The following is a 25,353-nucleotide window of genomic DNA, read 5'->3' as shown; positions in this document are numbered from 1 at the left end:
CCGCGGCTCAATGGCTGCGGATTTTTTCGTTTCTCATCATCTACGTGGGTCTACACACCACAAATTTGCACGTCTAACAGCATATCCACATCGTCGTCATTCTGACCAATCACGTAAATTGCCTGACGCCCTGGCAAATTCACGGTAATGATGTTTTGTTCCTCGGCATCCAGCACTTCATCGTGCAGTTCCGCAAAGTCATACAGCGTATTCATCTTTTCTCCTTAAAAGCAGTGCATCACTTTACTCGCTCTGAGTTATTACTATCGGCAAGACCTGGCTTAATTTCATGAGGAAAAATCTGTATTCGTGATTCAGGCACTGTGACACGCCTAAATGACGCTGTGATGACGGCGGCAGCGGTTCGCCCCGCTGCCGCCGTCGATTAGAAGAAGCCCAGCGGTTGCGTGCTGTAGCTCACCAGCAGATTTTTGGTCTGCTGATAATGATCGAGCATCATTTTGTGGGTTTCACGGCCAATCCCCGATTTCTTATAGCCACCAAACGCCGCGTGCGCTGGATAGAGGTGATAACAGTTGGTCCACACACGTCCAGCTTTAATCGCGCGTCCCATACGATAGGCGCGATTAATATCCCGCGTCCACACGCCTGCACCCAGGCCGTAAATCGAGTCGTTGGCGATGGCGAGCGCTTCCGCTTCATCTTTGAAGGTGAGCACGCCAACCACCGGCCCAAAGATCTCTTCCTGGAACACGCGCATGCTGTTATCGCCTTTCAGCAAGGTCGGTTGGATGTAGTAGCCGCTGGCAAACTCCTCGCCGATTTTCTCCACCCCGCCACCGTGCAGCACTTGCGCGCCCTCTTGCTGCGCAATTTCCAGATAGGAGAGGATCTTGTCGAACTGCTGCTGCGACGCTTGCGCCCCAATCATGGTTTCGGTATCCAGCGGATCGCCACGTTTGATGGTTTTGATGCGTTTCATTACCGCCGCCATAAACGGCTCGAAGATCGACTCCTGCACCAGCGCGCGTGATGGGCAAGTACACACTTCGCCCTGATTGAGAAAGCCGAGTACCACGCCTTCTGCCGCCTTCTCGATAAAGCTCTCTTCGGCATCCATGATGTCTTCGAAGAAAATGTTTGGCGATTTACCACCCAGCTCGACGGTTGACGGAATCAAACTTTTCGCGGCCAGCTCGAGAATATGGCCACCGGTTGCGGTGGAACCGGTAAAGGCGATTTTGGCGATCCCCGGATGCGACGCCAGCGCTTCGCCGGCCTCTTTGCCGTAGCCGTGGACCACGTTAATCACGCCTGGCGGCACCAAATCCTTGATCACCTGCATAAACAGCGTAATCGACAGCGGCGTTTGTTCGGCGGGTTTTAGCACCACACAGTTGCCTGCGCCGAGCGCCGGAGCCAGTTTCCACGCGGCCATCAGCAGCGGGAAGTTCCACGGGATAATTTGGCCCACCACGCCGAGCGGTTCGTGAAAGTGATAGGCGGCGGTGAATTCATCAATCTCTGCGGCGGTGCCTTCCTGTGCCCGCACGCAACCGGCGAAATAGCGGAAGTGATCGACTGCCAGCGGAAGGTCGGCCGCCAGCGTTTCGCGCACTGGTTTACCGTTATCCCAGGTTTCATTGACCGCGATGTATTCCAGATTCTCTTCAAGGCGATCGGCAATTTTGAGCAGCACCAGTGAACGTGCCTGCGGTGCGGTTTTGCCCCATGCATCGGCCGCCGCCTGCGCCGCTGCTACGGCGTTATCGATATCCGCACGATCCGAACGTGGAAACTCGCCAATGGTTGAAGCATTAATCGGTGAGGTGTTGACGAAGTAATTACCGTTCACCGGCGCAACAAATTCGCCGTTGATAAAGTTGCCATAACGCGATTGCAAAGTAATGAGAGAACCTTGTTCTCCTGGAGCAGCGTAACGCATGGTATTCCTCCTTGCGGGACTGAGTGGACATTAACAACTGTGAAACTTGTTATTAACATTGAGCGATCAATGCCAGCCTGTCAGATCGCAGAGCCGGAAACTGTGACCTCACCGTGGGAATCCGGCGCAATAGAGGGTGCGATGCGCGATAAACAACGCGCTTAACCGATCGGCATTACGTTATTTATTGCGCGCTTTTGCGCAACAGGCGCCAGATAATTCCGAGTTTTCCCGGTGATGCTGCAAAAAACGAAACATAGGCGAAATATGCGGTCAATATGAAGCAGGATACTAACCAGGAGAAACAGATGTTGGCTTCAGCCCTGACGTTAATGCGCGCCAAAGCGAACTTTGTTCAGCAATTTATCCGCAACCCGCGCAAAATGGGCAGCATCACGCCCTCTTCCGCCGCGCTGTGCCGCACCATGTGTGATGCGGTGAATTGGGATCACAGTTTGCGTATCGCTGAACTCGGCGCCGGTGACGGCGTACTGACGCGCCATTTGCTGGCCCGCATGTCGCCGCAAGCCCAGTTGGATGTGTTCGAAATTAGCCCGGAGCTGGTTAAAAGCCTGCGCGGCTTACCGGACCCGCGCATGCAGGTGCGCGCCTGTTCTGCGGAGTATCTTTCCGGCGAATATGATGTGATTTTTTCTGGTTTGCCGCTGCTGTCATTGCCGCCGGCGACGCGCGATAACATTTTGAATGCGGTGCATGATGCGCTGGGTCCACGCGGCGTATTTGTGCAGTTTCAATACACCTCGTTTACCCAGCCTAATTTGTCACGCTACTTCACCTGGGAGCGCCAACGCGTGCTGAAGAACATGCCACCCGCATGGGTTTACCGCTGCACGCGGCATTACGCACCTTGAGCCTGCACGCGCGGCTGCGGCCGCGTTTGCTGCCAGAAGCTGCGCAACAGTTCACGTGACCAATCTTCGCCCGTTAATGGCGTGCCGTCATCGCTGATGCCAGCCGGTAAACAGGCAGTCATGATGCTGCGGGTAAACTCGGGATGAAATTGTACCGACAGCGCCTGCGGTGAATAACGCAAAATCTGGCAGCCATCGAGCGCCGAACTCGCCAGCACCTGCGCATGGGGCGGCGGCGTTAATACCGATTGGCGATGTGACAGCCACGCCTGGAATTCACCCGGCAAAGGGGCCAGCCACGGATCGCTTTTTGCCCATTCGCTCCGCGTGAGCGGTTTGAGCCCACGCTCCCAACCATTCGGATTATCGCCCACTTTGCCTCCCAGCGCATATGCCATCAGCTGATGGCCGTAGCAGACGCCAAGCAGCGGCAATTCGGCTTCGAGCGCGCCCCGGATCCATGCGGCAGTACGTTCGCTCCAGTCGGCGTGATCGGTCACCATCGCCCAGGAACCGCTAAGAATCGCACCGCTGACGCGGTCAAACGCCGGAAAATCATCGCCAAGATGCGGACGCACAATCACATAGTCATCGGGCTGCAGTTGCAGCGCGTCGATAAACCACTGAGGTTGTTCACCAATTTGCGCCACAACCTGCTGCGGCGGAACGTCGAGTTGAATCAGGGCAAGGGGTAAAGCGCGGGTCTGTGTCATGCCGAATACGTTCCTCATAATGGTCGTGTTTCGGACATCCACTTTGCCAGTAAATCAGCGACATGTCTTATTTTTTCCTGCATAAGCGCATGCGCGAAAGAAAAAATTTTGCCGCCTGTGCCCGAAGTCATCACCTTCATGCCATCATTAGGCGGAGCTTATTTTGATTAATCCGTGAAGGAAGACATTGTGGCAGTGCGGCATTTTTTTATGGTTCTGATGGTGGTTTCCATCTGGGCCTTCAACAACGTGGCGGTAAAGTGGGGATTACTGGAACTTCCGCCGCTGTTTCTTACCTGGATGCGCTTTGTGGTGGTGGCGATTGTGCTGATCCCCTTCTGCCGCATCACCCGCCAGCAACTCCCCTGGCTGCTGACGCTGGCGTTCACCTTCGGCTTTATGCACTTCTCGCTGCTGTTTGTTGGCATGCGCTACACCGATGCCGGCACCGGAGCCATCGTGGTGCAACTCGGTACGCCGATTGCCATGCTGCTGGCGATGGTAATATTGAAAGAGAAACTGCGGCTGGTGCAGTTGATAGGTATCGCCATTTCGTTAAGCGGCGTGGCGGTGCTCTCGGGCAGTCCAACCATTCCTGCCTGGTGGGTGTTGTGTATCTTACTGTGCAGCGCCTTTGGCTGGGCAATCAGCAATATGATTGTAAAAAAATCGCCGCCGATCAAACCTCTGACGCTCACCGGTTGGATCTCCTTCCTCGCCGTGCCCATCGTTGGCGCGGCTTCCTGGCTCACTGAATCACAGCAGTTTTATGCGCTGAGCCACGCGGGCTGGCGCGGCTGGTTTGGCATTCTTTACAGCGCTATCGCCTCGTCTATTGTGGCCTATACGCTGTGGTACGCCTTACTGAAGAAATATAACGTCAACCTGATCATGCCCTACTCGCTGCTGACGCCGGTGCTGGCGGTGCTGATGGGCGTGCTGGTGCTCGGCGATAGCATGAACAGCTTTAAAATTCTCGGCGCTTCGCTGGTGATTTTAGGTACGGCAATTGCGGTGATTAACCTGCGCAACCTGCGCATGCACGCGCGGTTTCCGCGTTTACGCCGCCGTTAAATTCGCTCTGCTATGCTTGAGTTTCGCGCGTTATCCGGAGACTCAACATGGATTATCAACGTGCTGCCGCGCTGTGGCAGCAAATGTGGCAGGGATTGCGTGGCGCGGACCCGCTTCCCACGCTCACTTTTCTCCAACCCGATACCTTCGCCTCTGCCTTCGCCGTTAGCGAACTGGCGGCCACCAGTATTGGCCTCGCCAGCCAGGCGCTGAGCGATTTACTTGGCCAATCCCGGCCGGTGAGCGTCAATGTACGCCTCGCTTCACGCTGGTTTCAACACAGCGTTGTCCCCTTGAATCGTCCACCTGCCGCGCTTTGGGATGAATTTGCCGGTGATTATGCCAGCGCCGACGGGTGGATCCGCCTGCATACCAACGCCGCGCATCATCGGGCGGCAATGGAGCAGGTGCTTGGCCAACAGGCCAACCGAGCCGCTCTGGCACATGCCGTGGCGCGCTGGCCCGCCGCCGCGCTGGAACAGGCGGTGATTGAGGCAGGCGGCTGCGCCGCGCAGATGCGCAGCGAAGCGCAATGGCTGCAGCACCCGCAAGGCAGCGCGGTGCAACAGGAACCGCTGATCGCCCAGCAGGCCAGCGACGCAGCGCCAACGCCAGATTGGCCATTATCGCCCGCGCGGCCGCTGCTCGGCGTACGCGTGCTGGACCTCACGCGGATCATTGCCGGCCCGGTGGCGACACGCTTTCTTGCCAGCCTTGGCGCAACGGTGCTGCGCATCGATCCGCCGAACTGGCAGGAGCCGACGCTGGAAGAAGATATCACCTACGGCAAACGCTGCGCGCGTCTCGATCTCAAATCCCGCGCGGGCCGCGAACAGCTGTGCCAGCTATTGCAGCACAGCGATGTACTGGTACACGGTTACCGCGCCGATGCGTTGGAAAAATTGGGGCTGGATGCGGACGCCCGACGCCAGCTGGCGCCAGGGCTGGTGGATGTCAGTCTGAATGCGTGGGGATGGAGCGGCCCGTGGCGCAACCGGCGCGGATTCGATAGCCTGGTGCAGATGGGCTGCGGCATTGCCGAACAAGGCATGCGCTGGAGCGGCAGCGGCAAGCCGACACCGCTGCCGGTGCAAGCGCTCGATCACGCAACCGGCTATCTGATGGCGGCGGCGGTGCTGGAAGGTTTACGTCAGCGTCTCACGCAAGGGGTGGGCTGGCAGGCACGTTTGTCACTGGCCCGCACCGCGCGTCTGTTGCAGCAGCACGGCGCCGCACCGGGAAATCGGCAAAACGGTATTCATGCACAGCACGATGACGCACTTAGCACCATTGAGATTAATCAGTGGGGGATTGCAGAGAGATTGCGTGCCGCGGCATATCTGCCCGGCACGCCAATGATCTGCGCTACGCCAGGCGTGAAGCTCGGCAGCAGCGCAGCAAGCTGGTGATACTCAGGCGTCGTCGCCCTGCTCTTCGTTCAGCTCGTCGTACATCGCCTGAATCGCTTCCCGGCTGAGCGCCGCCAGCGTGCGATAAAATGCCGTGGTAGCGTGAGCTTCCACTTTGCCAAGGAAGGCGCCGCACCACGGCAGCAGATACTCGTCGAACAGCGCCAGCTGCGCAGCGGATTCATCCTCTGCCGACTGATCTTCCAGCCACGATGCCGCCAGCAGCAGCACGCCGAAATGATCGGCCGGTGCGTCGCTCAGCGGCATGCCGCGTGCGCTAAGAAATGCGCGCACGTCCGCTTCAGCGACACCGTTCGGCCACTGTGACGCATACGGCGGAACGCTGCACTCGCCGCCAACAAACAGAGCGTTATAGTCAGCAGCCAGCGCCTGCGGATCGCTATTCTGCTGCAAACGCGACAACAGTTCGTCCTGCTCCAGCGGCCACTGCTGTTGCAGTTTGCCTTCACGCAGCAGAGTGAACAGCGGCACCAACAGCGGATCCTGAGGTTGACGATTAAACAGCGAACCGATGACGCGGCAGAGAATGGAAAACTCATTCATGCAACAGAATTCCTTGAGGCAAAAAAGTTAAAAATCAGCAAATTCAGCAATGTGTTTGCCGGTGCGCTGTTCGAGGAAATCGAGCAGGCGACGCGGCGTGACATTTAACACGCGATCTTCAGGAAAATCCACTTCGCGGGTGATGCGAAGGCAGTGTTCGAAATGTCCGAGCGTGAATGCCGTATGCGAATCAGAACCAAACGCCAGACGACCACCCGCATCGCGCACCGCTTCCGCAATGGCGCGGCAGTTCGGTTCGCTGCCCGGACGCGAATGGGTGAACGAGGAGTTATTGATCTCCAGCGCCACATCGTAATGCGCCGCAGCTTCAGCAATTGCGCGGATATCCACCGGGAACTTCGGGTTGCCGGGATGCGAAATAATATGCACCTGCCCGCCCGCCATCGCCGCAATCATCGCTTCGGTGTGATGCGCTTTATCGCGCGGCGCATACACCGGTTCATGGAAGCCCGCCACGATCAAATCCAGCGCGTCCAGCATCGGGCCGCTGCAATCAATTTCGCCCTGCTGATTTTTAATGTTGGCTTCAATACCGCGCAACACGCCGACGCCATCAATCACGCGTGGCCAGATACGCATGTTGACAAAGTGCCAATAATGCGGCGCATCGGCCATATCCGGACCGTGATCGGTAATCGCAAACAGCTTCAAGCCGTTTTGTTTCGCCTGAGCGACATAATCATGCAGCGTGCTGTAAGCATGGGTGCTGGCGACGGTGTGCATATGTAAATCAACGGGATACATCTTCATCTCCTGACTCAATGTGAATTAATAACCGCGTCGGCGATCGACCAAACCGCTCGGCTGTTGGCCTTGCTGCACAGCAAGTATGGCAGCCGCAATGTAATCCATCGCCTCACCCGGTAAAGTAATGGCCGCAGTATGTGGCGTAATTGTGACATGCGGATGAGACCATAACGGATGATCCTGCGGCAGCGGCTCGGTCTGGAACACATCCAGCGCTGCGGCGGCAAGCTTGCCGCTGTTCAACGCGGCCAGCAAATCGGCTTCTACCACATGGGCACCGCGCGCCAGATTAAGGAAACAGGCACCGTGCGGCAATACGCGCAGCAATTGGCTATCGATTAAGTTCGTGGTCTCCGGTGTGGTGGGCAGCAGATCGATCAGCACCTGGGTGCCATCGAGGAAAGCATTCAGCCGATCGCGCCCGTGGAAACTCTGCACGCCGTCAATCTGTTTGGCGGAGCGGCTCCAGCAGCGCAACGGGAATCCCCACTGACGCAGGCTTTCCAACACGCTGCGGCCAAGGACACCCGCGCCCAACACGCCAATGGTGAAGTTTTCGCGATCGATAGCGTCAAGCTCCTGCCACTGCGCCCGCTGTTGCTGCTGACGGTATTCAGCGAAACGGCGGAACCACCCCAACACGCACCAGTTGGCATACTCCTGCATCTGACGCGCCATGCCGGTGTCTTCCAGGCGGAACAGCGGCACGTCATCAGCTAGCATCTGGGGGTTGTCGCGCAGCTGTTTGAGGATTTCGTCTACTCCTGCCCCCATCGCAAACACGCCTTTTAGCTCACGCCCCGCCAGCATCTCAACGGGCGGGGAACGTACCACCGCGTAATCGGCCGGCGCATTGTCGCCCGGCTGCCACTGGCGCACGCGCGCTTCGGGTAAACGTTGCTGCAAACCGTCCAACCAGCTTTGCGGCGCCAGCGACGGGTGATACCAGATAATCTCCATACTGCTCTCCTTTTTTTGCCTTCAGCCTCAGGCAAATAGCGATACAGGGCAAGCAAAAACCGTCGCCTCACGCAATTTCTCGCGTGATTAATTCAGGATGCTTCACATTTCCACCGCTATGCGAGGCTAAGCGGCGCGATAACGACTAAAGTTGTTCGGGTGGTCAATGCGTTAGCACACCACCTTTTCGGACAAGGAGAAAAACCGATGATAAAAAATGCCGTATTTACGCCCGCGCGTCTGACTTTTTTATTGAGTGCCGCGCTGCTGGCGGGTGCCAGCGCCGCACACGCCGATGACCAAAGCCGCATGCTAAGCAACCAACCGCAGCCACCGGATGTGCGCCTGGGACCGTTGTTCAATGCGGTACAGCAGGCTAAATTTTACCCTGATCAGAAAACCTTCGCCGACGCGGTACCGAAATCGAATCCTTCTTCGATTCTGGCCGACTGGCAGATGCAAAAGGGCCAGCGCAATTTTGATCTCAAGCATTTTGTCGATAGCAACTTTACGCTGCCACAAGAGCAGGAAAAATATGTGCCGCCCGCCGGTCAAAGCCTGCGCGAACACATTAATGGATTGTGGCCGGTGCTGACGCGCACCGCACAGAGCGCCAGCCAGTACGATTCACTGCTGCCGCTGCCGAAACCCTACGTAGTGCCAGGCGGACGTTTCCGCGAGGTTTATTACTGGGATAGCTACTTCACCATGCTGGGCCTGGCCGAGAGCGGCCACTGGGATCGCGTGCAGGATATGGTGGAGAACTTCGCTACCGAGCTCGACAAATATGGCCATATTCCTAACGGCAACCGCAGCTACTATCTCAGCCGCTCGCAGCCACCGTTCTTCAGTTTAATGGTTGACCTGTTAGCGACGCATAAAGGTGATGATGTCTATCGCCAATACCTGCCGCAGCTGCAGAAAGAGTACGACTATTGGATGGCGGATAGCGACAAAGTGGCGCCCGGCCAGGCCAGCAAACGTGTTATCAAACTTAGCGATGGCACGCTACTGAACCGTTACTGGGACGATCGTGATGCGCCGCGTACCGAATCCTGGCTGGATGACGTGACGACGGCGAACAAAGCGCCAGAGCGTAATAAGCAGCAGGTGTATCGCGACCTGCGTGCGGGCGCGGCTTCAGGCTGGGATTTCAGTTCGCGCTGGTTTACCGATGCGCATAATCTGGCCTCAATCCGCACCACCCAGCTAGCGCCGGTCGATCTCAACAGCCTGCTGTTCCATCTGGAGCAAACGCTGTCCAAAGCAGCAAAACTGGACAAGCAGGATGACAAAGCCAAAGCGTTTGCGGCGGATGCGGAAAAACGTCAGGCGGCTATCAATCGCTATCTGTGGAACGACAAACAAGGCTGGTATGCCGATTACGACTTCCAGAAAAAGCAGATTCATCCACAGCTGACGGCGGCGACGCTGTTCCCGCTTTACATGCAGGTGGCGAGCGATAAGCAAGCCGAACGCACCGCTTCCGCAGTCGAGAAACAGCTGCTGAAGCCGGGCGGTTTGGTTACGACCACGGTAAATAACGGCCAGCAATGGGATGCGCCAAACGGCTGGGCACCGCTGCAATGGGTTGCGGTGGAAGGTCTCGAGCATTATAAGCAACCGAAGCTGGCACAGCAGATTGGTCAACGCTTCCTGCAAAACGTACAGGCGACGTATGACAAGGAGCATAAGCTGGTTGAGAAGTACGTGGTTGAAGGCGCTCAGTTGGGCGGCGGCGGCGGCGGTGAATATCCGTTGCAGGATGGCTTTGGCTGGACCAACGGCGTGACGTTGAAACTGCTCGACAAATACTGCCCGAAAGACAAAACCTGTAATAGCGCCGGCGATATTCCCAATATGCCGGCATTGACCAGCGTTAAGTAAGTTATTTCCTCATTGGTTCCCGGTGCGCATCAATGCGCACCCTACAAAAACCACTTCATCCTGTCGTAAGGTCGCCATTCATGGCGACCAGGCTTGCGCTTAATCCACCAACCTCATGCCATAAAAGGCAATCCACTCGCCACTCTGTGCAATTTTCTCACAACCTTCTTACAACAAATTCACACCTTGAAACACCCGCATTAAAAGATAATAATTCTCAATCTAATATCGATACCTATTCCCATTAATAACAACAGGAACCCTCATGACATCGCTGTTTACCCTGAAACGTGGCCGCATGCTGTGCGCACTTGCGTTGGCATTACCCGCCGCAACCTTCGCTGAAGAATCGATTGTTGTCACGGCTCAGCCGCAAGAGAGCGCAACATCACCCACGCAAGGCTATCTCGCCACGCGCAGCAGCGGTGCCAGTAAAACCGATCAGCCGTTGATCACGACGCCGCAGTCCATTTCGGTGGTGACGCGTCAGCAGATGGAAGATCAGGGCGCACAGGATCTCAATCAGGCGCTCGGTTACACGCCAGGCGTATTCACCAACTTTGGCGGTGCCGCTACGCGCTACGACACCATTGCCCTGCGTGGATTCCACGGTGGCGATGTTGATAACACCTTCCTCGATGGCCTGCGCGTCATGAGCGATGGCGGCAGTTTCAACATCCTGCAGGTGGATAACTGGTTTCTCGATCGCATTGATGTGATAAAAGGCCCCTCTTCCGCGCTCTACGGCCAAACCGTACCTGGCGGCTTAGTGAATATGGTGAGTAAGCGTCCGCAGTTCGCTGAAGAGGGCCATTTCCGCCTTTCGACCGGCACCAACGCCACCAACAGCGCCGCGTTTGATTACACCAACGCCATCAACGATCAGTGGGCATTCCGCTTAACCGGCATCACGCGTAACAGCGATACCCAGTACGATCACACCCGTGAAGAGAAGTATGCGATTTCACCGCAGCTGATGTGGCAGCCGAGTGAAGACACCAATTTAGTCTTGCGCGCCTATCTGCAAAAAGATCCTTCTGGCGGCTATCACGGTTCGGTGCCGGCTGAAGGTACGCTTTACAGCCACAATGGCCGTAAGCTGAGCGACAGTTTCTACGAGGGCGACAGCGCCTACGATCAGTTCAAGCGCCACGAACAGATTTATAGCTATGACTTCTCACATCGCTTTAACGATGTATGGTCCGTGCACTCTACCGGCAGCTATAGCCATTCGAATACCGCGCTTGATCAGGTGTATCAAATTGGCTGGAATGCCACCAATCCGGACCTGCTGAATCGCTATTTCTCCGGCGAACGCTCTTCACTGAGCGCATGGGCTAACGACAACCAATTGCAGGCCGATTTCGCGACGGGCGCCGTGCAGCATCGCGTGACGCTGGGTGCCGAGTATCATCGCTACAAAAATGACATTACCGAAGCCAGCGGAGCTGCCAGTTCGCTGAATGCCTGGAACGGCGATGAAGTGGGCATCATGCCGGACTTCGCCTGGACCTCGCAAACGCGCCGCTACTATCAAACCGGCCTGTATTTACAAGATGAGCTGCAGCTCGATCGCTGGCATCTGGATCTTTCCGGTCGCTATGATCGCATCGTGTCGGAAAACGGCACCAGCCGTCGTCAGGACGATCACATCAGCGGACGCGCCGCACTGCTGTATGCTTTCGAAAATGGCGTATCGCCTTACGTCAGCTGGAGCCAGGCGATTACGCCAGCGTCATTAACCGATCCTAATGGTAATCAGCTGAAACCGACCACTTCCGAGCAGTATGAGGCGGGTGTGAAATATCAGCCGGTCGGGACGCGTGATATGTACACCCTCGCGGTGTACGATTTGACCCAGGATGATGTCGCCAACCGTAACGTGCTGGACGGTACTTATACGCCATCGGGCAAAGTGCATTCACAGGGTATTGAGCTGGAAGCACGCAATCAGCTGACCTCGCGTTTCAGCACCATCGCCGGTTACACGTTGAATCATCTGCGCTTCAAAGATTCCGTGGACGGCAACGATGGCCATACGCCGTATGTCACGCCGAACAGCATGGCGTCTTTATGGGGTCATTATCAGTTTGATTATGGCTTAAGCGCCGGTGCCGGTGTGCGCTATATCGGCAAACAGTGGGCAGATAACGAAAACACCACGCGTTTGCCATCCGTAACGCTGTTTGATGCATCGGTACGCGCGGATCTTGGTGCGTGGAATTCACAGCTGAAAGGCGCCTGGCTGCAGGTCAATGCCAACAACCTGACGGATAAAAAGTATCTGGCGGCCTGTTATGGCACCGGCTATTGCTATCGCGGCGCCGAGCGCACCGTAATGGCAACGGTAGGCTACGACTTTTAACCTGACATAAAAAAATCCGCCATCCCTGCAAGGATGGCGGATTTCATTAAATCATTTTTGCGCTGTTAACTTCGAACTTTGCGGTAAATCCACAGCACCACGATGGCACCAATTACCGCCACCACGAAACTGCCGAAGTTGAAACCGTCAACTTTACCGAAACCAAACAGGGTACTGATCCAGCCACCGACCACCGCACCTACCACACCCAACACCACGGTGATGATAAAGCCGCCGCCATCTTTGCCCGGCATAATCCACTTAGCGATGATACCGGCAATCAGACCAAAAATAATCCATGAAAGAATACCCATTTACTGCTCCTTACGTTATTAATCAATGTGTTCACCGCAACAAGTATAGACGGGATTTTTTGATCTGCCTCGCAAATTGTCGCAGTAAGACATCGTTGGCATGTTAAAGCTTAGCGTAGCGGTGCCGATAACTGACGGATAACTTTAGCGCGCGTAAAACAATAATCGGATAAGTGGAGCAGGACGTGGGTGAAGCCGATAAAGAACAATACCTCAAGCGAGGCACATTAGCGGTTTTGGGGGTCATGAAGGACCTGCTGCGTTTTCAAACGCCGCTGATGGTGAGTTTCTCACGTGGGCAGTTTATCAGCCGCCTGTTGGCAGCCGATGAGGACCAGGTGATCTTTGACCTTGGCAGCAACGCGCTTGATAACGATTTAGCGCTGCAGGGGGGCGAAGTGAATATCGCCGCAGAAACACACGGTGCGAAAGTGGAATTTGGCCTCAGCGGTTTACAGCGTATCGACTTCGAAGGATTGCCTGCTTTCGCCGCCTCGCTGCCCGACCTGGTGTGGCAGATTCAGCGCCGCGAATTTTTCCGCGTAAACGCGCCGCTGGAGCCCGTTTTTTATTGCCACAGTCAATGGCCCGACGGCCGCACTGCGCGTTTCCGTCTGCAGGACCTGTCACTGGGCGGCGTTGGCGTGCTGTCGGACGAAGCGCTGCCTGAGGGTCTGAATCGCGGCGATACCTTTAAAAATCTCCGCGTTGACCTGGCGGAATATGGTCACTTCGAGGTGACTGCGCAGCTGCTGCACATTGGCGAACGTAGCATCGTTACCAGCAAGAATGAAACCCGCGTGACGCCACGCCTGAGCTTCCGCTTTACCGCCATCGAGCCCCTTCAGGAACGTCAGCTGCAGCAGGTGATTTTTGCGCTGGAGCGTCTGGCGCGTGATAAAGCGAATCGATTCCAGTAACCCAGGTGCGCATCAATGCGCACCCTACGAAAACCGCACCGGTCAATGCGGCTGATAGCGACAGCGTGCCACCGCATCAAGCCACCCCTGATAATTATCCTGCATGCTTTTCGCCTGCTCCTCACGCGGCACAATGACGCTGCCGCCCTGCAATGCCTGCATCTCACTGCCCTGTTGCCACCAGTTAAGTTGGCGGCCCGCCAATAACGCTGCGCCCAATGCGGAGACTTCTGCCGTTGGCGCTCGCTTAAGTGGCCGCTGCAATACATCCGCCTGCAGCTGCATCAACCAGCTGTTTTCCGTGGCGCTGCCATCAACGCACAACGCTGGCAACCGCACGCCGCTAGCCTGTTCCATCGCGAAAAACACATCCGCAATCTGAAAAGCGATCGATTCCAGCGCCACGCGCGCCAGTACTTCTGGCGTCGCCGCATCGGTCAGCCCGCACACCATACCGCGCGCTTTAAGATCCCACCATGGCGCACCCAGGCCGGAGAGCGCTGGCACAAAATAGATGCCCTGATTGTGCTCGCTGCGCTGGGCCAGCGCCGTAAGTTCGCGCGGATCGCTAACGCCGAGCATGCGCCCAAGCCACGCGGCACCCGATCCGGTATGGGTGATGTTGCCTTCAAAAGCGTAGCGCAGCGTGCCGTCGTGCCAGGCTACCGTGGTGCTGAGGCCATTTTCGGTGAGCAACGGCGTCGCCATTGACATCATTAATGACGACCCGGTGCCGTAAGTCGCTTTCACCACCTCCTGGTTGCCGCTGCGCTGCGCTTGCAGCGCGGCGTGCGAATCACCGATGCGTGCCAGAATTGGCGTGCCTGGCGTTAAACCGGGAATATCATGACGTGTTACCACGCCATGGGCGCTGGCCGACGGCACAATCTGCGGTAGCGCCGCGCGTGGAATGTGGAATAACGCCAGCAGTTCATCATCCCAGTCGCCGCTGTGCAGGTTATAGAGTTGGGTGCGCGCCGCATTAGCATGATCGGTAACGAAGCTTTCGCCCTGACTCAGCTGCCAGCTCAGCCAGCTGTCTACCGTGCCGATGCACAGTTCACCGGCTTGCGCACGCACCAAACCCTTCGGCAGCGCGGCGAGCATGCCGGTGAGTTTGGCGGCAGGAAACATTGGATCGACCGCTAATCCAGTCAGACCCGTAATACGCGGCGCTTTACCCGCCATACGTAAATCACGGCAACAGGCTTCCGAGCGACGATCCTGCCAGCTCACGAGCGGCGTCAACGGCTCGCCGTTATGTCGTTGCCAGATCAGTACCGATTCGCGCTGGTTACTGATCGCCACCGCTGCCACCTCCGCGCCTGCGCACTGCGCCAGGCAATCACTCACCGCCTGTTTTACCGCCTGCCAAATCGCCAGCGGGTCCTGCTCGGCCAGGCCCGGCTGCGGATGTTCCAGCGTCAGCGGCTGGCTAGCGCGCGCCACCACGTTTCCAGCACGATCCACCGCAATCGCTTTCGCGTTGGTGGTGCCTTCATCAATCGCCAGTATCAACGAACCTGCCATTTTTACGCTCCTGCACAGATGCGCACTGCACGCTTCACCACGCTGGCTGCGTCAATGCCATGACGAGCACGCGTTGAAGCGCGATCGCCTGCAATGGCGTACTCGCCGTCCGGTATGCCCAAACGTAATAGCGGAATACCACAGCCACCTTCAGCCAGCACTTCTGCCACCAGGCTGCCGACGCCGCCGTTAACGTTATGCTCCTCCACGGTGATTACCGCTGGATAGTGATTTAACAGCTCGCGCAGCCGTTGGGTATCACAAGGTCGAATCGATGGAATGGCGATCACACCCGCGCTAATGCCTTGTTCATGCAGTTGCTCAGCGGCGTGCACCACCTCGTGAACGGTGGAGCCCATCGCCACCAGCACGATGTCATCACCTTCACGTAGAACATCAATCTGGCCAGGACGGAATTGATAGTTTTCATCGTGCAGCTGCGGCAGATCTTTGCCGTCGAGGCGGATATACACCGGGCCGACATGCGCCAGCGCGTACTCAATGATCTGGCGACACTCCAGCGGGCAGGATGGCGCATAGATTTCGATGTTGCCGAAGCCGCGCATCACCGCAATGTCGTCGATGCTGTGATGGGTGCTGGCCAACGGACCATAGCTGGCGCCAGCATTCAGGCCAAACAGTTTGACGTTAGTGTTGTTGTAGCAGACGTCGACTTTTACCTGCTCATTAGCGCGGGAAACCAGGAACGGCGCGGCATTACAGGTGACGGCGACTTTGCCGCCAATCGCCAGACCGGCGGCGGTGCCCACCAGCGTTTGTTCTGCGATGCCGACATTAATCAGGCGATGGGGAAACGCTTGAATAAACGGCGCGATTTTGGCGGTTGACGTGGAATCCGCCACCACCGGCACCAAATCAACGCCGCGATTCACCGCATCAATAAAAGCCTCGACCATCACCGTCGCCAGGTGTTTTGCATTACTCATCTTTCAGCTCCTCCAATGCCAATGCAATCTCTTCGCCTTTCGGCACGCGGTGATGCCACTCCGGTTTACTCTGAATAAAGGAGATGCCGAAGCCTTTTTCGGTATGCGCCACAATCACCTGCGGCTTGCCGCCGTTACGTGGCAGCTTTTCGATGGCCTCAACCACGGCAGCCATGTCATTGCCGCTACACTCGCTCACCTCCAGGCCAAAGGCGCGCCATTTTTCCGGCAGCGGATCGGTGTTCATGATGTCGCGCGTATGGCCCGCCAGCTGCAGCTTGTTCTTGTCGTTGATGATCACCAGGTTATCGAGGCCGTAATGCGCCGCCACCAGCGCCGCTTCCCAGTTACTGCCCTCCGCCAGTTCTCCGTCGCCGGTGACGACAAATATGCGTCGGTCGCTGTTATCTTTCTTCGCTGCTAAGGCAATGCCGACGGCGACCGGTAAACCGTGACCCAGCGCGCCGGTGTTTAGCTCAACGCCCGGCGTTTTCTGCCGTACCGGATGGCCCGGCAGAGGTGAATCAGCATGCTGATACGTCGGCAGCCATTCGGTGGGGAAATAACCCGCTTCCGCCAGCACGCAGTAATAACCGCCAACCGCGTGGCCTTTCGACTGAATATAAATGTCTCGCTGGGGATCGTTGGTGCGATCCGGCGCGCAGTTAAGGATGCGGAAATAGAGCGCGGTCAAAATCTCCACCTGAGAGAGATCGGCCCCCGTGTGCCCACCAGCCGGGCTGCCTGCATTAAGCTGGATGATGCGGCGGCGCACGGCACGCGCTTTGGCAGCCAGATCCGCTATCGAGTAGTTGAAAGGATTCATAAACACCTCTGAATTTTAAATCGACAATGAATATATATTCCCGATAAAGAAAAAAAGGTGCAGACTCACTACGCCTGCACCCAACCGATTACCTTTTTGCCGGACTGGCACTCTCCTCAATCACCGCTTTTTGTGCCACCACTGCCGCTTTCTGCTGCATGCGACTTTGCATCTGGTCGATGATCACCGCCACGATAATCACGATGCCTTTAATCACCATCTGCCAGAACTCGCTGACACCCATCATGATCAAACCATCGGCGAGAAAGCCGATAACGAAAGCACCAATCAGCGTGCCGAGAATGGTGCCGCGCCCACCGGCCAGCGAGGTGCCGCCGAGCACCACGGCAGCAATGGCGTTCATTTCAAATGAAGTGCCGTTAGCCGGATGGCTGGCCACCAGCTGTGACGAGACCACGATGCCAGCAATGGCCGCACAGAAGCCGGAAATGGCGTATACCCAGATTTTTATCGACTTCACCTTCACGCCCGAGAGCTCCGCCGCGCGTTCGTTATCGCCAATCGCATAAACCTGACGGCCAAAGGGCAGGCGCCGCGCGACGTAAGCAATGATCAGCGCCAATAGCACCATCATCCAGATGGCCCATGGCAAACCAAGAAAATAGCCCGCGCCAATCTTGTCGAATCCGGTATTGCCCAGCAGCGCATTGCCCTGCAGACCGGGGAAGGTTTCGCCCCCCGACGTGAGCATCGCCGTGCCGCGCAGGATATACATGGTGCCGAGCGTGCAGATAAATGGCGCCACGTTGTAGCGGGTGATAATCCAGCCGTTAGCTGCGCCAATCACGCCGCCAATCAGCAGCACGATGGGCACAATCACCCACACGCTGGGGAAGATGGCGATGCCGAACATCGGCAGCACAATGCCTTTGGTAATCAGCCAACCGGCAATCATGCCGCACAGCCCGAGCGTTGCGCCGATGGAAAGATCGATGCCCGCGGTGATAATGACAAAGGTGATACCAAGCGCGAGGAAGGCATTAATGGCGATGTGTTTCACCATGATCACCAGGCTACCGGGCGCAAGGAAATCCGGCACGGTGATGGCAAAGAAGCCAACAATCAGAAACAGCGCAATAAAGGTGCGCAGTTTTAACAACAGCAATATCAGGCTTTCGCGTGAATTGAACGCTTTGCCCGGCGTTGAGAGCGCGAGCGCGCCGTTATTTTTCATATCAGAACCCTTGTGCGCTTGCTTTAACCAGCGCCGCCTCTTCCGCTTCAGCGCGCGGCAGGTCAGCAGTCAGTTTGCCGCCGGACATCACAAGGATACGATCGGCAACGGCCATAATTTCCTTCAGGTCCGAGGTGGAGAACACCACCGCAATGCCCTGCTCCGATAACTTCACCATCATGCGGAACACTTCGCCTTTTGCACCGACGTCAATGCCGCGGCTCGGTTCATCCAGCAGCAGCAAGCGCGGGTTGGTCAGCAGCGAGCGGCCAATCACCACTTTCTGCTGATTACCGCCGCTTAACGCGCTGATGGCGACATCCGGCGAGGAGATTTTGATGGCCAGATTGCCAACGGTGCTGGCCACCACGTCGCGTTCGGCCTGCTCAGAAATCACGGTGCGATGGGAGAGGCGTCGCCACAGGCTGGCGATGGTCAGATTGCTCGCCACCGACGAGATGGGAAAAATGCCTGAGCGTTTGCGATCTTCCGGGACCAGGCTCATCCCCATGCGGATGCGTTCTGCGGTGGGCAGGCGCGTCGGCAGCGGTTTGCTATCAAGCCACAGCTTGCCCAAATAGTTACGCTGGGTGCCGAGTAAGCACTCAAACAGCTCGGTACGCCCGGCGCCCATTAAGCCGTAAATGCCGACGATTTCGCCGGAACGCACCTGGAAACTGACGTCATCCACCAACGTATTGCCATTCGGGCTGACGCAGGTGATGTGTTCCGCTTCCAGCACCGGTGCGCCAAACTGCCGGTTCGCTGGCAGGAAGGTGTTAACCGGATCGCTGCCGAGCATTTCATGCACGATCCACGGCACATCGATATCGCTCACCTGGGCTTCAGCCTGAAACCGGCCGTCGCGCAGAATGGTGATCACATCGCCAATCGCCATCAACTCCTCCAGCCGATGCGAGATGTAGATGATGGAAACGCCCTGACGCGTCAGTTCGCGGATCACCCGAAATAGCATCTCTACTTCGGTTTTGCTCAGCGCCGAGGTGGGTTCGTCGAGGATGAGAATGTCAGCATCCTCCGCCAGCGCTTTGGCGATCTCCACCAGCTGCTGCTGGCCAACTTTGAGGTTGCCGACCTTCTCATCCGGTGAAATCGGCTGATCGAGGCGCTGCATCAGCGCAGCGGTGCGGCGTTTCTGCTCGGCTTCGTTGATCGGACGTATGCCGCGCTGAATTTCGCGACCAAGAAAAATGTTCTCTGCCACGCTGAGGTTTTCAAACAGGTTAAGTTCCTGATGCACCATGCCGATGCCGTGGCGCGCGGCGTCACGCGTGCTGCTGAACGCCACTTTTTGCCCGTTAAGCAGCATTTCACCACTGGTCGGCTGCTGCACGCCGGCGATAATTTTCATGAGCGTCGATTTACCCGCCCCGTTCTCGCCAATGATGACGTTGACCTTGCCGCGCCATACGCGGTAATCCACGCGATCTAGCGCGAGCGTGCCAGGAAACAGCATCGACATCTGGTTAGCCTGCAGAATGATTTCATCGCTCATCATGGATTCCCCTGCTGCAGCTGAAGTGCCACTGCATCGTCCACCGTGCCCGCGCCCATGCTGACGGCCAGCAGCGCCTGCGCCGGTTTGCCGACCCAGCGGGCATCAACCGTCGGCAACTGCTGCACCGCATGGCGATTGAGCGCTTTGGTCAGCTGCGCGTACTGCACCTGATTGGTGAACTCTTCAAAACGAAAGCCGGCGGCGTCGCGAATGGCATTGCCGCGCAACACCGGGCCAATCAACACCTTCACCGGCTTGCCGTTGATGGTCATGGTGAGGCTGCGCTCACGCTCATTGCTGTTGTCAAATGCCGTCACCGTGCCAGAGGCGCGCACGAACACGCTTGCACTGCCGCCCGTTTTGACGGTATGACTTTTGGTTTCCATATCGGCCCAGCTCAGCGCCTGTTTCTCTGCGGGCTGCTGCACGCGGCTGGCCCAGCTCGATTCCGCGATCTGCTGCGGGGTTTGATCGCGGTAACCCGGCTGCGCGTGAGGATCTTTCGGCATGATGGGATTGCCGTTGGCATCCAGATCTACCACGGTGCAGGCGGCTAACATCAGCGTCAGCAGCGCGACCAACATCTTCTCCTTCATGCCGACCACCATCTTATTGCGCCAGCTTGAAGGTTTTCAGCTTCGAGGCGTTGCTGTCGTCAATCAGCACGCAATCCATCAGCTGCTTCTCTTCTTTCTGCGCTTTGCCGTTCTTCAGGTAATAATCCACCTGCTCAACCGCCATTTGCGCCTGATCCCAGCCCGGCTGCAGCACGGTAGCTTTGATATTGCCTTTGTTGATGATGGAGTCGCGGGTGTAATCACTGCCGTCGAAGCCGACGATAATCACGTTGGTTTTGCCCGCCGCCTTCAGCGCCGCTTCCGCACCCAGCGCCATGGTGTCGTTACCGGAGATCACGCCGACAATGTTGGGGTTCTTCTGCAGGATGGTTTCCATCCGGCTAAACGCTTCGGTTTGGCTCCAGTTGGCACTCTGCTGTGCCACCATTTTCAGATCGGGATAATCGTCCAGCACATCGTGATAACCCTGCGAACGCACGCCCGCGTTGGTATCCGACTCTTTACCCAGCAGCTCCACATAATCGCCTTTGCCGTTCAGCAGCTTTGCGAACTTCTCCGCACCGAGCTGTGCGCCCTGATAGTTGTTGGAGACAATTTGTGCCACGGCGATACCGGTTTTGTTGATTTCACGATCGATAAGGAAGGTGGGAATACCGGCATCTTTGGCTTTTTGTACCGGTCCAACGGTGGCATCAGCGCCGGCGTTATCAAGGATGATGGCTTTGGCTTTGCGCGCGATAGCGGTTTCGATCAACTGGTTCTGCTTGTTGACGTCATCATCATGCGAGGCCACCAGCGTGGTGTAGCCCAGCGCTTTGGCTTTTTCCTGCGCGCCGTCGGCTTCCGCTTTAAAGAACGGGTTGTCATGCGATGGCGTGATGATGGCCAGCAGCCCCTTATCCGCCGCCAGCGACGCTGCCGATATCAATATGAGTGAAGCAAGTAGAGAGACTTTAAGAACAGAGGCTTTCATTGGCGATCTCCGATTGAATATATATTCAATTATGATTTTATATGCATAGTGACTATGCGCTGCCTTAATGAGCACGTCCAATGCGCGATGTTTAAAAAGCGAAAACGATCACAAAATGTTCTGCGTTGTTATTTATCAGCGGCTGATTAACAATACCAGGCAGGTTAAGAGAGAGAAAAAACCATGGCAAAACAGGATGAACAGCGGCTGATGGTGAAAATCGCCACGCTCTATTACGTGGAAGGCAGGAAGCAGTCCGACATTGCGCAGCTGCTGAAGCTGTCACAATCCTTCGTGTCACGTATTCTCAATCGCAGCGTGAAAGAAGGCGTGGTGAAGATAAGCGTTGTGCCGCCTGCCAACGTGTTTCCCGAACTGGAAAAAGCCATTGAGCAACGGTATCAACTGCCGCAGGTAATTGTGGTGGATGTGCCGGATCAGGCATCGGCTTTGCAGATCAAACAGGCGATCGGTTCCGCTGCCGCGCACTATCTGGAAACGCGTCTGCGCGCCGATGAGCTGATTGGCATTTCGTCATGGAGCGGCACCATCCGCGCTATGGTGGATGCGCTGCATCCGCTGAGCGCCCCCTGCAAAGGGGTGATTCAGCTGCTGGGCGGGGTTGGCGCCAATGGCAACGTGCAGGCGACGATCCTGACGCAAAATCTGGCGGCGCTGCTGAACTGTCCAGCATGGCTTTTGCCATCGCAATCGATTGAGCATTCGGTGCAGGATCGCCAGCGTTTGTCGGTTAATCCCGAGGTGGCGGTGGTACTGGAGAAGTTTGACCAGGTGGATTTGGCGATTGTCGGCATTGGCGATCTTGAGCCATCCGCCCTGCTGCGTAACTCCGGCAACTATTACGACGGCGAGATGCTGCGCACGCTGGCCGAGCGTGGCGCGGTGGGTGATATTTGCCTGCACTATTTCGATGCCGATGGTCAGCCGGTGCTGAGCGCGGCAGAAGATCCGGTGATTGGTATGGAGCTGGCGCAGGTTAAACGCTGTCCGCAAGTGGTGGCACTCGCCGGCGGCAAAGAGAAAGCGCAGGCGATTCGCGGCGCGTTGCGCGGCGGCTATGTACAGGTGTTGATTGTCGATTATCCGACGGCGCGATTATTGGCAGAGGGTTAATGTGGTGCGGCTGTTAACCAGGTCGCCATGAATATTGCGGTTGTTAACCGGGTCGCCATGAATGGCGACCCTACGGTACATTAACCGATGGTGCGGTACGCGGTGGTGACTTTCCACAGATAACGCGGGGCCTGCGCCGCCGGATGTTTGTTCTGTACGTGTTGGTAAAACTCGTCCGGCGTCATGGCGTTGATCATCGCAATGGCACGATCGCGGTCACGCGAGAAGGTGCGCAGCAGCGCACCCGCACCATTCGCATAGGAAACAATGGTGGCGTAACGCAGCGTCAGCGGATCGCGAATGCCGGCTAACGCTGAATCCTGCAGAATTTTCAGATACGCGGCCCCGATATCGATGTTTTTTGCCGGATCGCGCAGCTCTGAAGAGGATGGCTGACCACGACGGCCCTGCGTACGATAAACTTCACGGCCGGCGGTCGAAGCCTTAATTTGCATTAAACCAACCGCATTGGAGCGGCTCACTACGGTGGGATTGCCTCCGGATTCGACACTAATAATGGCGCTGATTAACTTCTCATCAACGCCATAATGACTGGCGGCATCTTCGGTAAACATTGACCATGCATCATTTACTTTCGAGGGGGGTGCCTGCGTTAATGGCGTATTCTTCTCGGGCAGTGCCGGTTTCTCCGGCTCGCTTGAACAGCCAGCTAGCAACAGTGCAGAAAGCATAAGTAGGCGAATTTTCACTGATTTTTGGTTCCGCAATAGGGTTGGCGCAAGCTATCATACCTGGCGCAGCGCGATGCAAAATTACCGTTTATCCTAAATCGGTAAAAAACCTTATGCCGCCGTGACTTCGTTAACGCATTTCGTCATCATCGGCAGGCAAATAGACAGCAGGATGGAAGTTATGTTCACGCCCCGCACGCTACGTTTAATCGCCCCTTCCGGCTATTGCCACAATCAGGATGCCGCCCAGCGCGCGGTCAGTCGTTTACAGGCCGCAGGCCATCATCTGCAGAATCAATCCACGATTACTCGCCGCTATCAACGTTTTGCCGGCGATGATGCGCAGCGGCTGAATGATATCAATGAGTTGGCAACACTGGAACCTCTGCCCGATATCATGCTGGCAGTGCGCGGCGGGTATGGCGCATCGCGTTTGCTCGATAAGATTGATTATATCGGCCTGCAACGTCGCTTGCTCAATCAGCCAGTGGCGCTATGTGGACACAGCGATTTCACCGCCATTCAGCTGGCATTGCTGGCGCAAACGGGCTTGATTACTTTCAGTGGGCCAATGCTGGCGGGCAATTTCGGCGCAGAGGCTTTATCTGAATTTACTCAGTACCACTTTTGGCAAGCGCTAACTTCACCTACAGTCAACGTTAGCTGGCCAAGTGAGAGTCCGGATCGCGGCCGCTGGCACGGTAAGTTATGGGGTGGCAATCTGGCCATGATTTGCTCGCTGATTGGTACGCCGTGGATGCCGCAGATCGAAGGCGGGATTTTGGTGATCGAGGATGTTAATGAACATCCCTTCCGCATTGAACGCATGCTGATTCAGCTACAGCAGAGTGGCATTTTGCCGCGCCAGAAAGCAATTATCACCGGCAGCTTTACCAGTACGTCGCTGTCGGCCTACGACAATGGTTTTGATTTTTCCACCGTCTGGCAGCGCGTCCGAGATGAGTACCACATCCCCGTGATTAGCGATCTGGCATTTGGTCACGATGCTGATACCGTGACGCTGCCGCTGGGTGCCAGCGCCACGTTGCAGATTGAGAGCGGAGAAGCACAGCTCGCCTTCACCGGCCACCCGACATTGCGCTAACGTTTTGCCGCAGGAGACCGACAATGAAGCCACTGTACGACGATTTGTGGATCTCCACGCCAGAATTCCCTGCCGAACAAACGGCAAGCGATTTAATGATGCATGGCTTTATGCTGCGCCATCCGCGCGGCAATTTATTAATTGGTCGCGTGGAGCATCCATTCGACCACGAATTTCTCGACGATGCGGGTGGCGTGATTCGTCACTATTTCACGCACTGGCATGAAGCGGCACCCGGCGCGCGCGCCATTCAGCAACGCTTTAATAGCGCGCTCTACTGCCACAGCCGTTCGCTGGGTCCGGTGAGTTTGGTTATCGAGCCAGATGAAACCTTTACCCAGCAAGAGACGCATTTCGGCGATTTTCATCTGCTGCCGACGCCCGGCCATACGCCCGGCAGCAGCAGCTATCTTTATCGCTCCCCGCTGGGTCATACCTATCTGTTTGTGGGTGATACGCTCACGCGTGACTACAATCGCTGGATCAGCGTACTGATGCCGGAGAGTAACCTTACTGAGCTGCAGCAGTCGCTGGAGCTCTATCGCTCTTTGCGACCCGATGTGGTGTTGATGAGCACCACGCGCGGACATCTTTCATGGGCAAAGGTGAACTTGCAAAGCTGGCTGGCAGCGATTGATGAAGCAGAACAGTCGCCGCTGGATCTGCGTCAGCGGCAGCTGATTTAACTACAGCGTTTTGCTGAGATAGTGACGCTGATGATGACGGGGATAATGATCAAGGCTCAGCCGTAACGTATAGCCCAGCTTCTCGTAAAACGGACGCGCCTGGAAACTGGCGGTATCAACTTGCGCATAGCGGCAGCCGCGCGCACGCGCTTCCTCTTCTGCCGCCAGAATTAACTGACTGCCTGCCCCTTGCCCGCGCAGTTCATCACTGACCCACAGCATATCGATGCGTAACCAGTTGCCATAAGTGGAACCGGTTAATGCACCTTGTTTACGGCCCGATGCATCGGTAATAAACACGCCAATCGGTTTTAACTCATCAACGTTAATGAAGCGACTATTGTAGGTGTTGAGGCCAAGGCGGACTTCATCAAGATCCTGATGAGAGACGCTATCGGTAATGCTGAGTTGCATAA

Annotated in this window: 25 protein-coding genes; 9 read left to right on the top strand and 16 right to left on the bottom strand. The window is 56.5% G+C overall.

From position 1 onward, the window contains the following. Positions 1-50: 50 nt before the first annotated feature. Positions 51-215, bottom strand: a complete 165-nt coding sequence (locus tag AC07WB_RS07805) for a hypothetical protein (protein WP_400455472.1) — start codon at positions 213-215, stop codon at positions 51-53. A gap of 170 nt (positions 216-385) precedes the next feature. Next, entirely contained in the window at positions 386-1,906 is a 1,521-nt protein-coding gene (gene exaC / locus AC07WB_RS07800) for an acetaldehyde dehydrogenase ExaC (RefSeq protein WP_494940274.1), read from the bottom strand. Positions 1,907-2,214: 308 nt separating this feature from the next. Between exaC and AC07WB_RS07795 the strand changes: the two genes are divergently transcribed. Beyond that, entirely contained in the window at positions 2,215-2,778 is a 564-nt protein-coding gene (locus AC07WB_RS07795) for a class I SAM-dependent methyltransferase (RefSeq protein WP_097094185.1), read from the top strand. On the opposite strand, the gene AC07WB_RS07790 is transcribed toward AC07WB_RS07795, so the two are convergent. Continuing rightward, positions 2,766-3,491 carry a glutamine amidotransferase gene (locus tag AC07WB_RS07790; RefSeq protein WP_494940273.1) on the bottom strand — a complete coding sequence of 242 codons (726 nt, stop codon included), beginning with the start codon at positions 3,489-3,491 and terminating at the stop codon, positions 2,766-2,768. The two genes, AC07WB_RS07795 and AC07WB_RS07790, sit on opposite strands and share 13 nt — an antisense overlap. A 189-nt stretch (positions 3,492-3,680) precedes the next feature. Here AC07WB_RS07790 and AC07WB_RS07785 point away from each other — a divergent pair, with 189 nt between their 5' ends. Beyond that, entirely contained in the window at positions 3,681-4,565 is an 885-nt protein-coding gene (locus tag AC07WB_RS07785; protein ID WP_400455464.1) for a DMT family transporter, read from the top strand. A gap of 47 nt (positions 4,566-4,612) precedes the next feature. Then, positions 4,613-5,974 (top strand): CoA transferase, encoded by a 1,362-nt coding sequence (locus AC07WB_RS07780; protein WP_345826855.1) that lies wholly within the window; start codon positions 4,613-4,615, stop codon positions 5,972-5,974. 3 nt (positions 5,975-5,977) lie between these two features. Here AC07WB_RS07780 and AC07WB_RS07775 read toward each other — a convergent pair whose 3' ends face one another. From AC07WB_RS07775 to ghrA, 3 genes are read right to left on the bottom strand one after another with little or no spacing between them, the layout of a single operon-like run. Next, a complete protein-coding gene (locus AC07WB_RS07775; protein WP_345826856.1) occupies positions 5,978-6,538 on the bottom strand; it encodes a TorD/DmsD family molecular chaperone in 561 nt (186 codons plus the stop codon). A 27-nt stretch (positions 6,539-6,565) separates the two neighbouring features. Then, positions 6,566-7,303, bottom strand: coding sequence for a phosphatase (locus AC07WB_RS07770; protein ID WP_097094190.1), 738 nt, complete (start codon positions 7,301-7,303; stop codon positions 6,566-6,568). Positions 7,304-7,327: 24 nt separating this feature from the next. Next, positions 7,328-8,266, bottom strand: coding sequence for a glyoxylate/hydroxypyruvate reductase GhrA (gene ghrA / locus AC07WB_RS07765; protein WP_345826857.1), 939 nt, complete (start codon positions 8,264-8,266; stop codon positions 7,328-7,330). A 207-nt stretch (positions 8,267-8,473) separates the two neighbouring features. On the opposite strand from ghrA, the gene treA reads away from it, so the two are divergent. Together treA and AC07WB_RS07755 are read left to right on the top strand one after the other, a co-directional pair. Further along, complete coding sequence (gene treA, locus AC07WB_RS07760) at positions 8,474-10,153, top strand: alpha,alpha-trehalase TreA (RefSeq protein ID WP_494940272.1); 1,680 nt, start codon at positions 8,474-8,476, stop codon at positions 10,151-10,153. A gap of 265 nt (positions 10,154-10,418) precedes the next feature. Further along, on the top strand, positions 10,419-12,518 hold the full coding sequence (locus AC07WB_RS07755; RefSeq protein ID WP_494940271.1) for a TonB-dependent siderophore receptor: 2,100 nt from the start codon (positions 10,419-10,421) through the stop codon (positions 12,516-12,518). 65 nt (positions 12,519-12,583) lie between these two features. Here the strand turns inward: AC07WB_RS07755 and AC07WB_RS07750 are convergent, their stop codons facing one another. Next, positions 12,584-12,832, bottom strand: a complete 249-nt coding sequence (locus tag AC07WB_RS07750; RefSeq protein WP_008102737.1) for a GlsB/YeaQ/YmgE family stress response membrane protein — start codon at positions 12,830-12,832, stop codon at positions 12,584-12,586. A 185-nt stretch (positions 12,833-13,017) separates the two neighbouring features. On the opposite strand from AC07WB_RS07750, the gene AC07WB_RS07745 reads away from it, so the two are divergent. After that, on the top strand, positions 13,018-13,752 hold the full coding sequence (locus AC07WB_RS07745; RefSeq protein ID WP_494940270.1) for a flagellar brake protein: 735 nt from the start codon (positions 13,018-13,020) through the stop codon (positions 13,750-13,752). Between the two features lie 42 nt (positions 13,753-13,794). On the opposite strand, the gene AC07WB_RS07740 is transcribed toward AC07WB_RS07745, so the two are convergent. The 7 genes from AC07WB_RS07740 to AC07WB_RS07710 form a co-directional block, all read right to left on the bottom strand. Continuing rightward, a complete protein-coding gene (locus tag AC07WB_RS07740; RefSeq protein WP_494940269.1) occupies positions 13,795-15,282 on the bottom strand; it encodes an FGGY family carbohydrate kinase in 1,488 nt (495 codons plus the stop codon). Between the two features lie 2 nt (positions 15,283-15,284). Then, positions 15,285-16,229, bottom strand: coding sequence for a transketolase family protein (locus tag AC07WB_RS07735; RefSeq protein ID WP_494940268.1), 945 nt, complete (start codon positions 16,227-16,229; stop codon positions 15,285-15,287). Next, complete coding sequence (locus tag AC07WB_RS07730; protein WP_345826861.1) at positions 16,222-17,055, bottom strand: transketolase; 834 nt, start codon at positions 17,053-17,055, stop codon at positions 16,222-16,224. Before AC07WB_RS07730 ends, AC07WB_RS07735 begins: the two co-directional genes overlap by 8 nt. Before the next feature lie 88 nt (positions 17,056-17,143). After that, entirely contained in the window at positions 17,144-18,250 is a 1,107-nt protein-coding gene (locus AC07WB_RS07725) for an ABC transporter permease (RefSeq protein WP_097094198.1), read from the bottom strand. Between the two features lies 1 nt (position 18,251). Next, the gene (locus tag AC07WB_RS07720; protein WP_345829899.1) at positions 18,252-19,766 is read right to left on the bottom strand and encodes a sugar ABC transporter ATP-binding protein; all 1,515 of its coding nucleotides are present in this window, start codon (positions 19,764-19,766) and stop codon (positions 18,252-18,254) included. Next, a complete protein-coding gene (locus AC07WB_RS07715) occupies positions 19,766-20,365 on the bottom strand; it encodes a DUF2291 family protein (RefSeq protein ID WP_494940267.1) in 600 nt (199 codons plus the stop codon). Before AC07WB_RS07715 ends, AC07WB_RS07720 begins: the two co-directional genes overlap by 1 nt. A gap of 13 nt (positions 20,366-20,378) precedes the next feature. Beyond that, positions 20,379-21,320, bottom strand: a complete 942-nt coding sequence (locus tag AC07WB_RS07710) for a D-ribose ABC transporter substrate-binding protein (protein ID WP_494940266.1) — start codon at positions 21,318-21,320, stop codon at positions 20,379-20,381. 183 nt (positions 21,321-21,503) lie between these two features. Between AC07WB_RS07710 and AC07WB_RS07705 the strand changes: the two genes are divergently transcribed. After that, entirely contained in the window at positions 21,504-22,454 is a 951-nt protein-coding gene (locus tag AC07WB_RS07705; protein WP_097094199.1) for a sugar-binding transcriptional regulator, read from the top strand. Positions 22,455-22,534: 80 nt separating this feature from the next. Here the strand turns inward: AC07WB_RS07705 and emtA are convergent, their stop codons facing one another. Continuing rightward, positions 22,535-23,164 (bottom strand): membrane-bound lytic murein transglycosylase EmtA, encoded by a 630-nt coding sequence (emtA, locus tag AC07WB_RS07700; protein WP_097094200.1) that lies wholly within the window; start codon positions 23,162-23,164, stop codon positions 22,535-22,537. A gap of 163 nt (positions 23,165-23,327) precedes the next feature. Here emtA and ldcA point away from each other — a divergent pair, with 163 nt between their 5' ends. Together ldcA and AC07WB_RS07690 are read left to right on the top strand one after the other, a co-directional pair. Then, on the top strand, positions 23,328-24,251 hold the full coding sequence (ldcA, locus tag AC07WB_RS07695) for a muramoyltetrapeptide carboxypeptidase (RefSeq protein WP_494940265.1): 924 nt from the start codon (positions 23,328-23,330) through the stop codon (positions 24,249-24,251). 23 nt (positions 24,252-24,274) lie between these two features. Continuing rightward, positions 24,275-24,937, top strand: coding sequence for an MBL fold metallo-hydrolase (locus AC07WB_RS07690; protein ID WP_494940264.1), 663 nt, complete (start codon positions 24,275-24,277; stop codon positions 24,935-24,937). Here AC07WB_RS07690 and AC07WB_RS07685 read toward each other — a convergent pair whose 3' ends face one another. After that, entirely contained in the window at positions 24,938-25,351 is a 414-nt protein-coding gene (locus tag AC07WB_RS07685) for a GNAT family N-acetyltransferase (RefSeq protein WP_097094203.1), read from the bottom strand. Between the last annotated feature and the right edge of the window lie 2 nt (positions 25,352-25,353).

Source organism: Pantoea sp. GW821-FHT03E06 (genome assembly GCF_059420725.1).
This window is presented reverse-complemented; position numbering and strand designations above follow the sequence as displayed.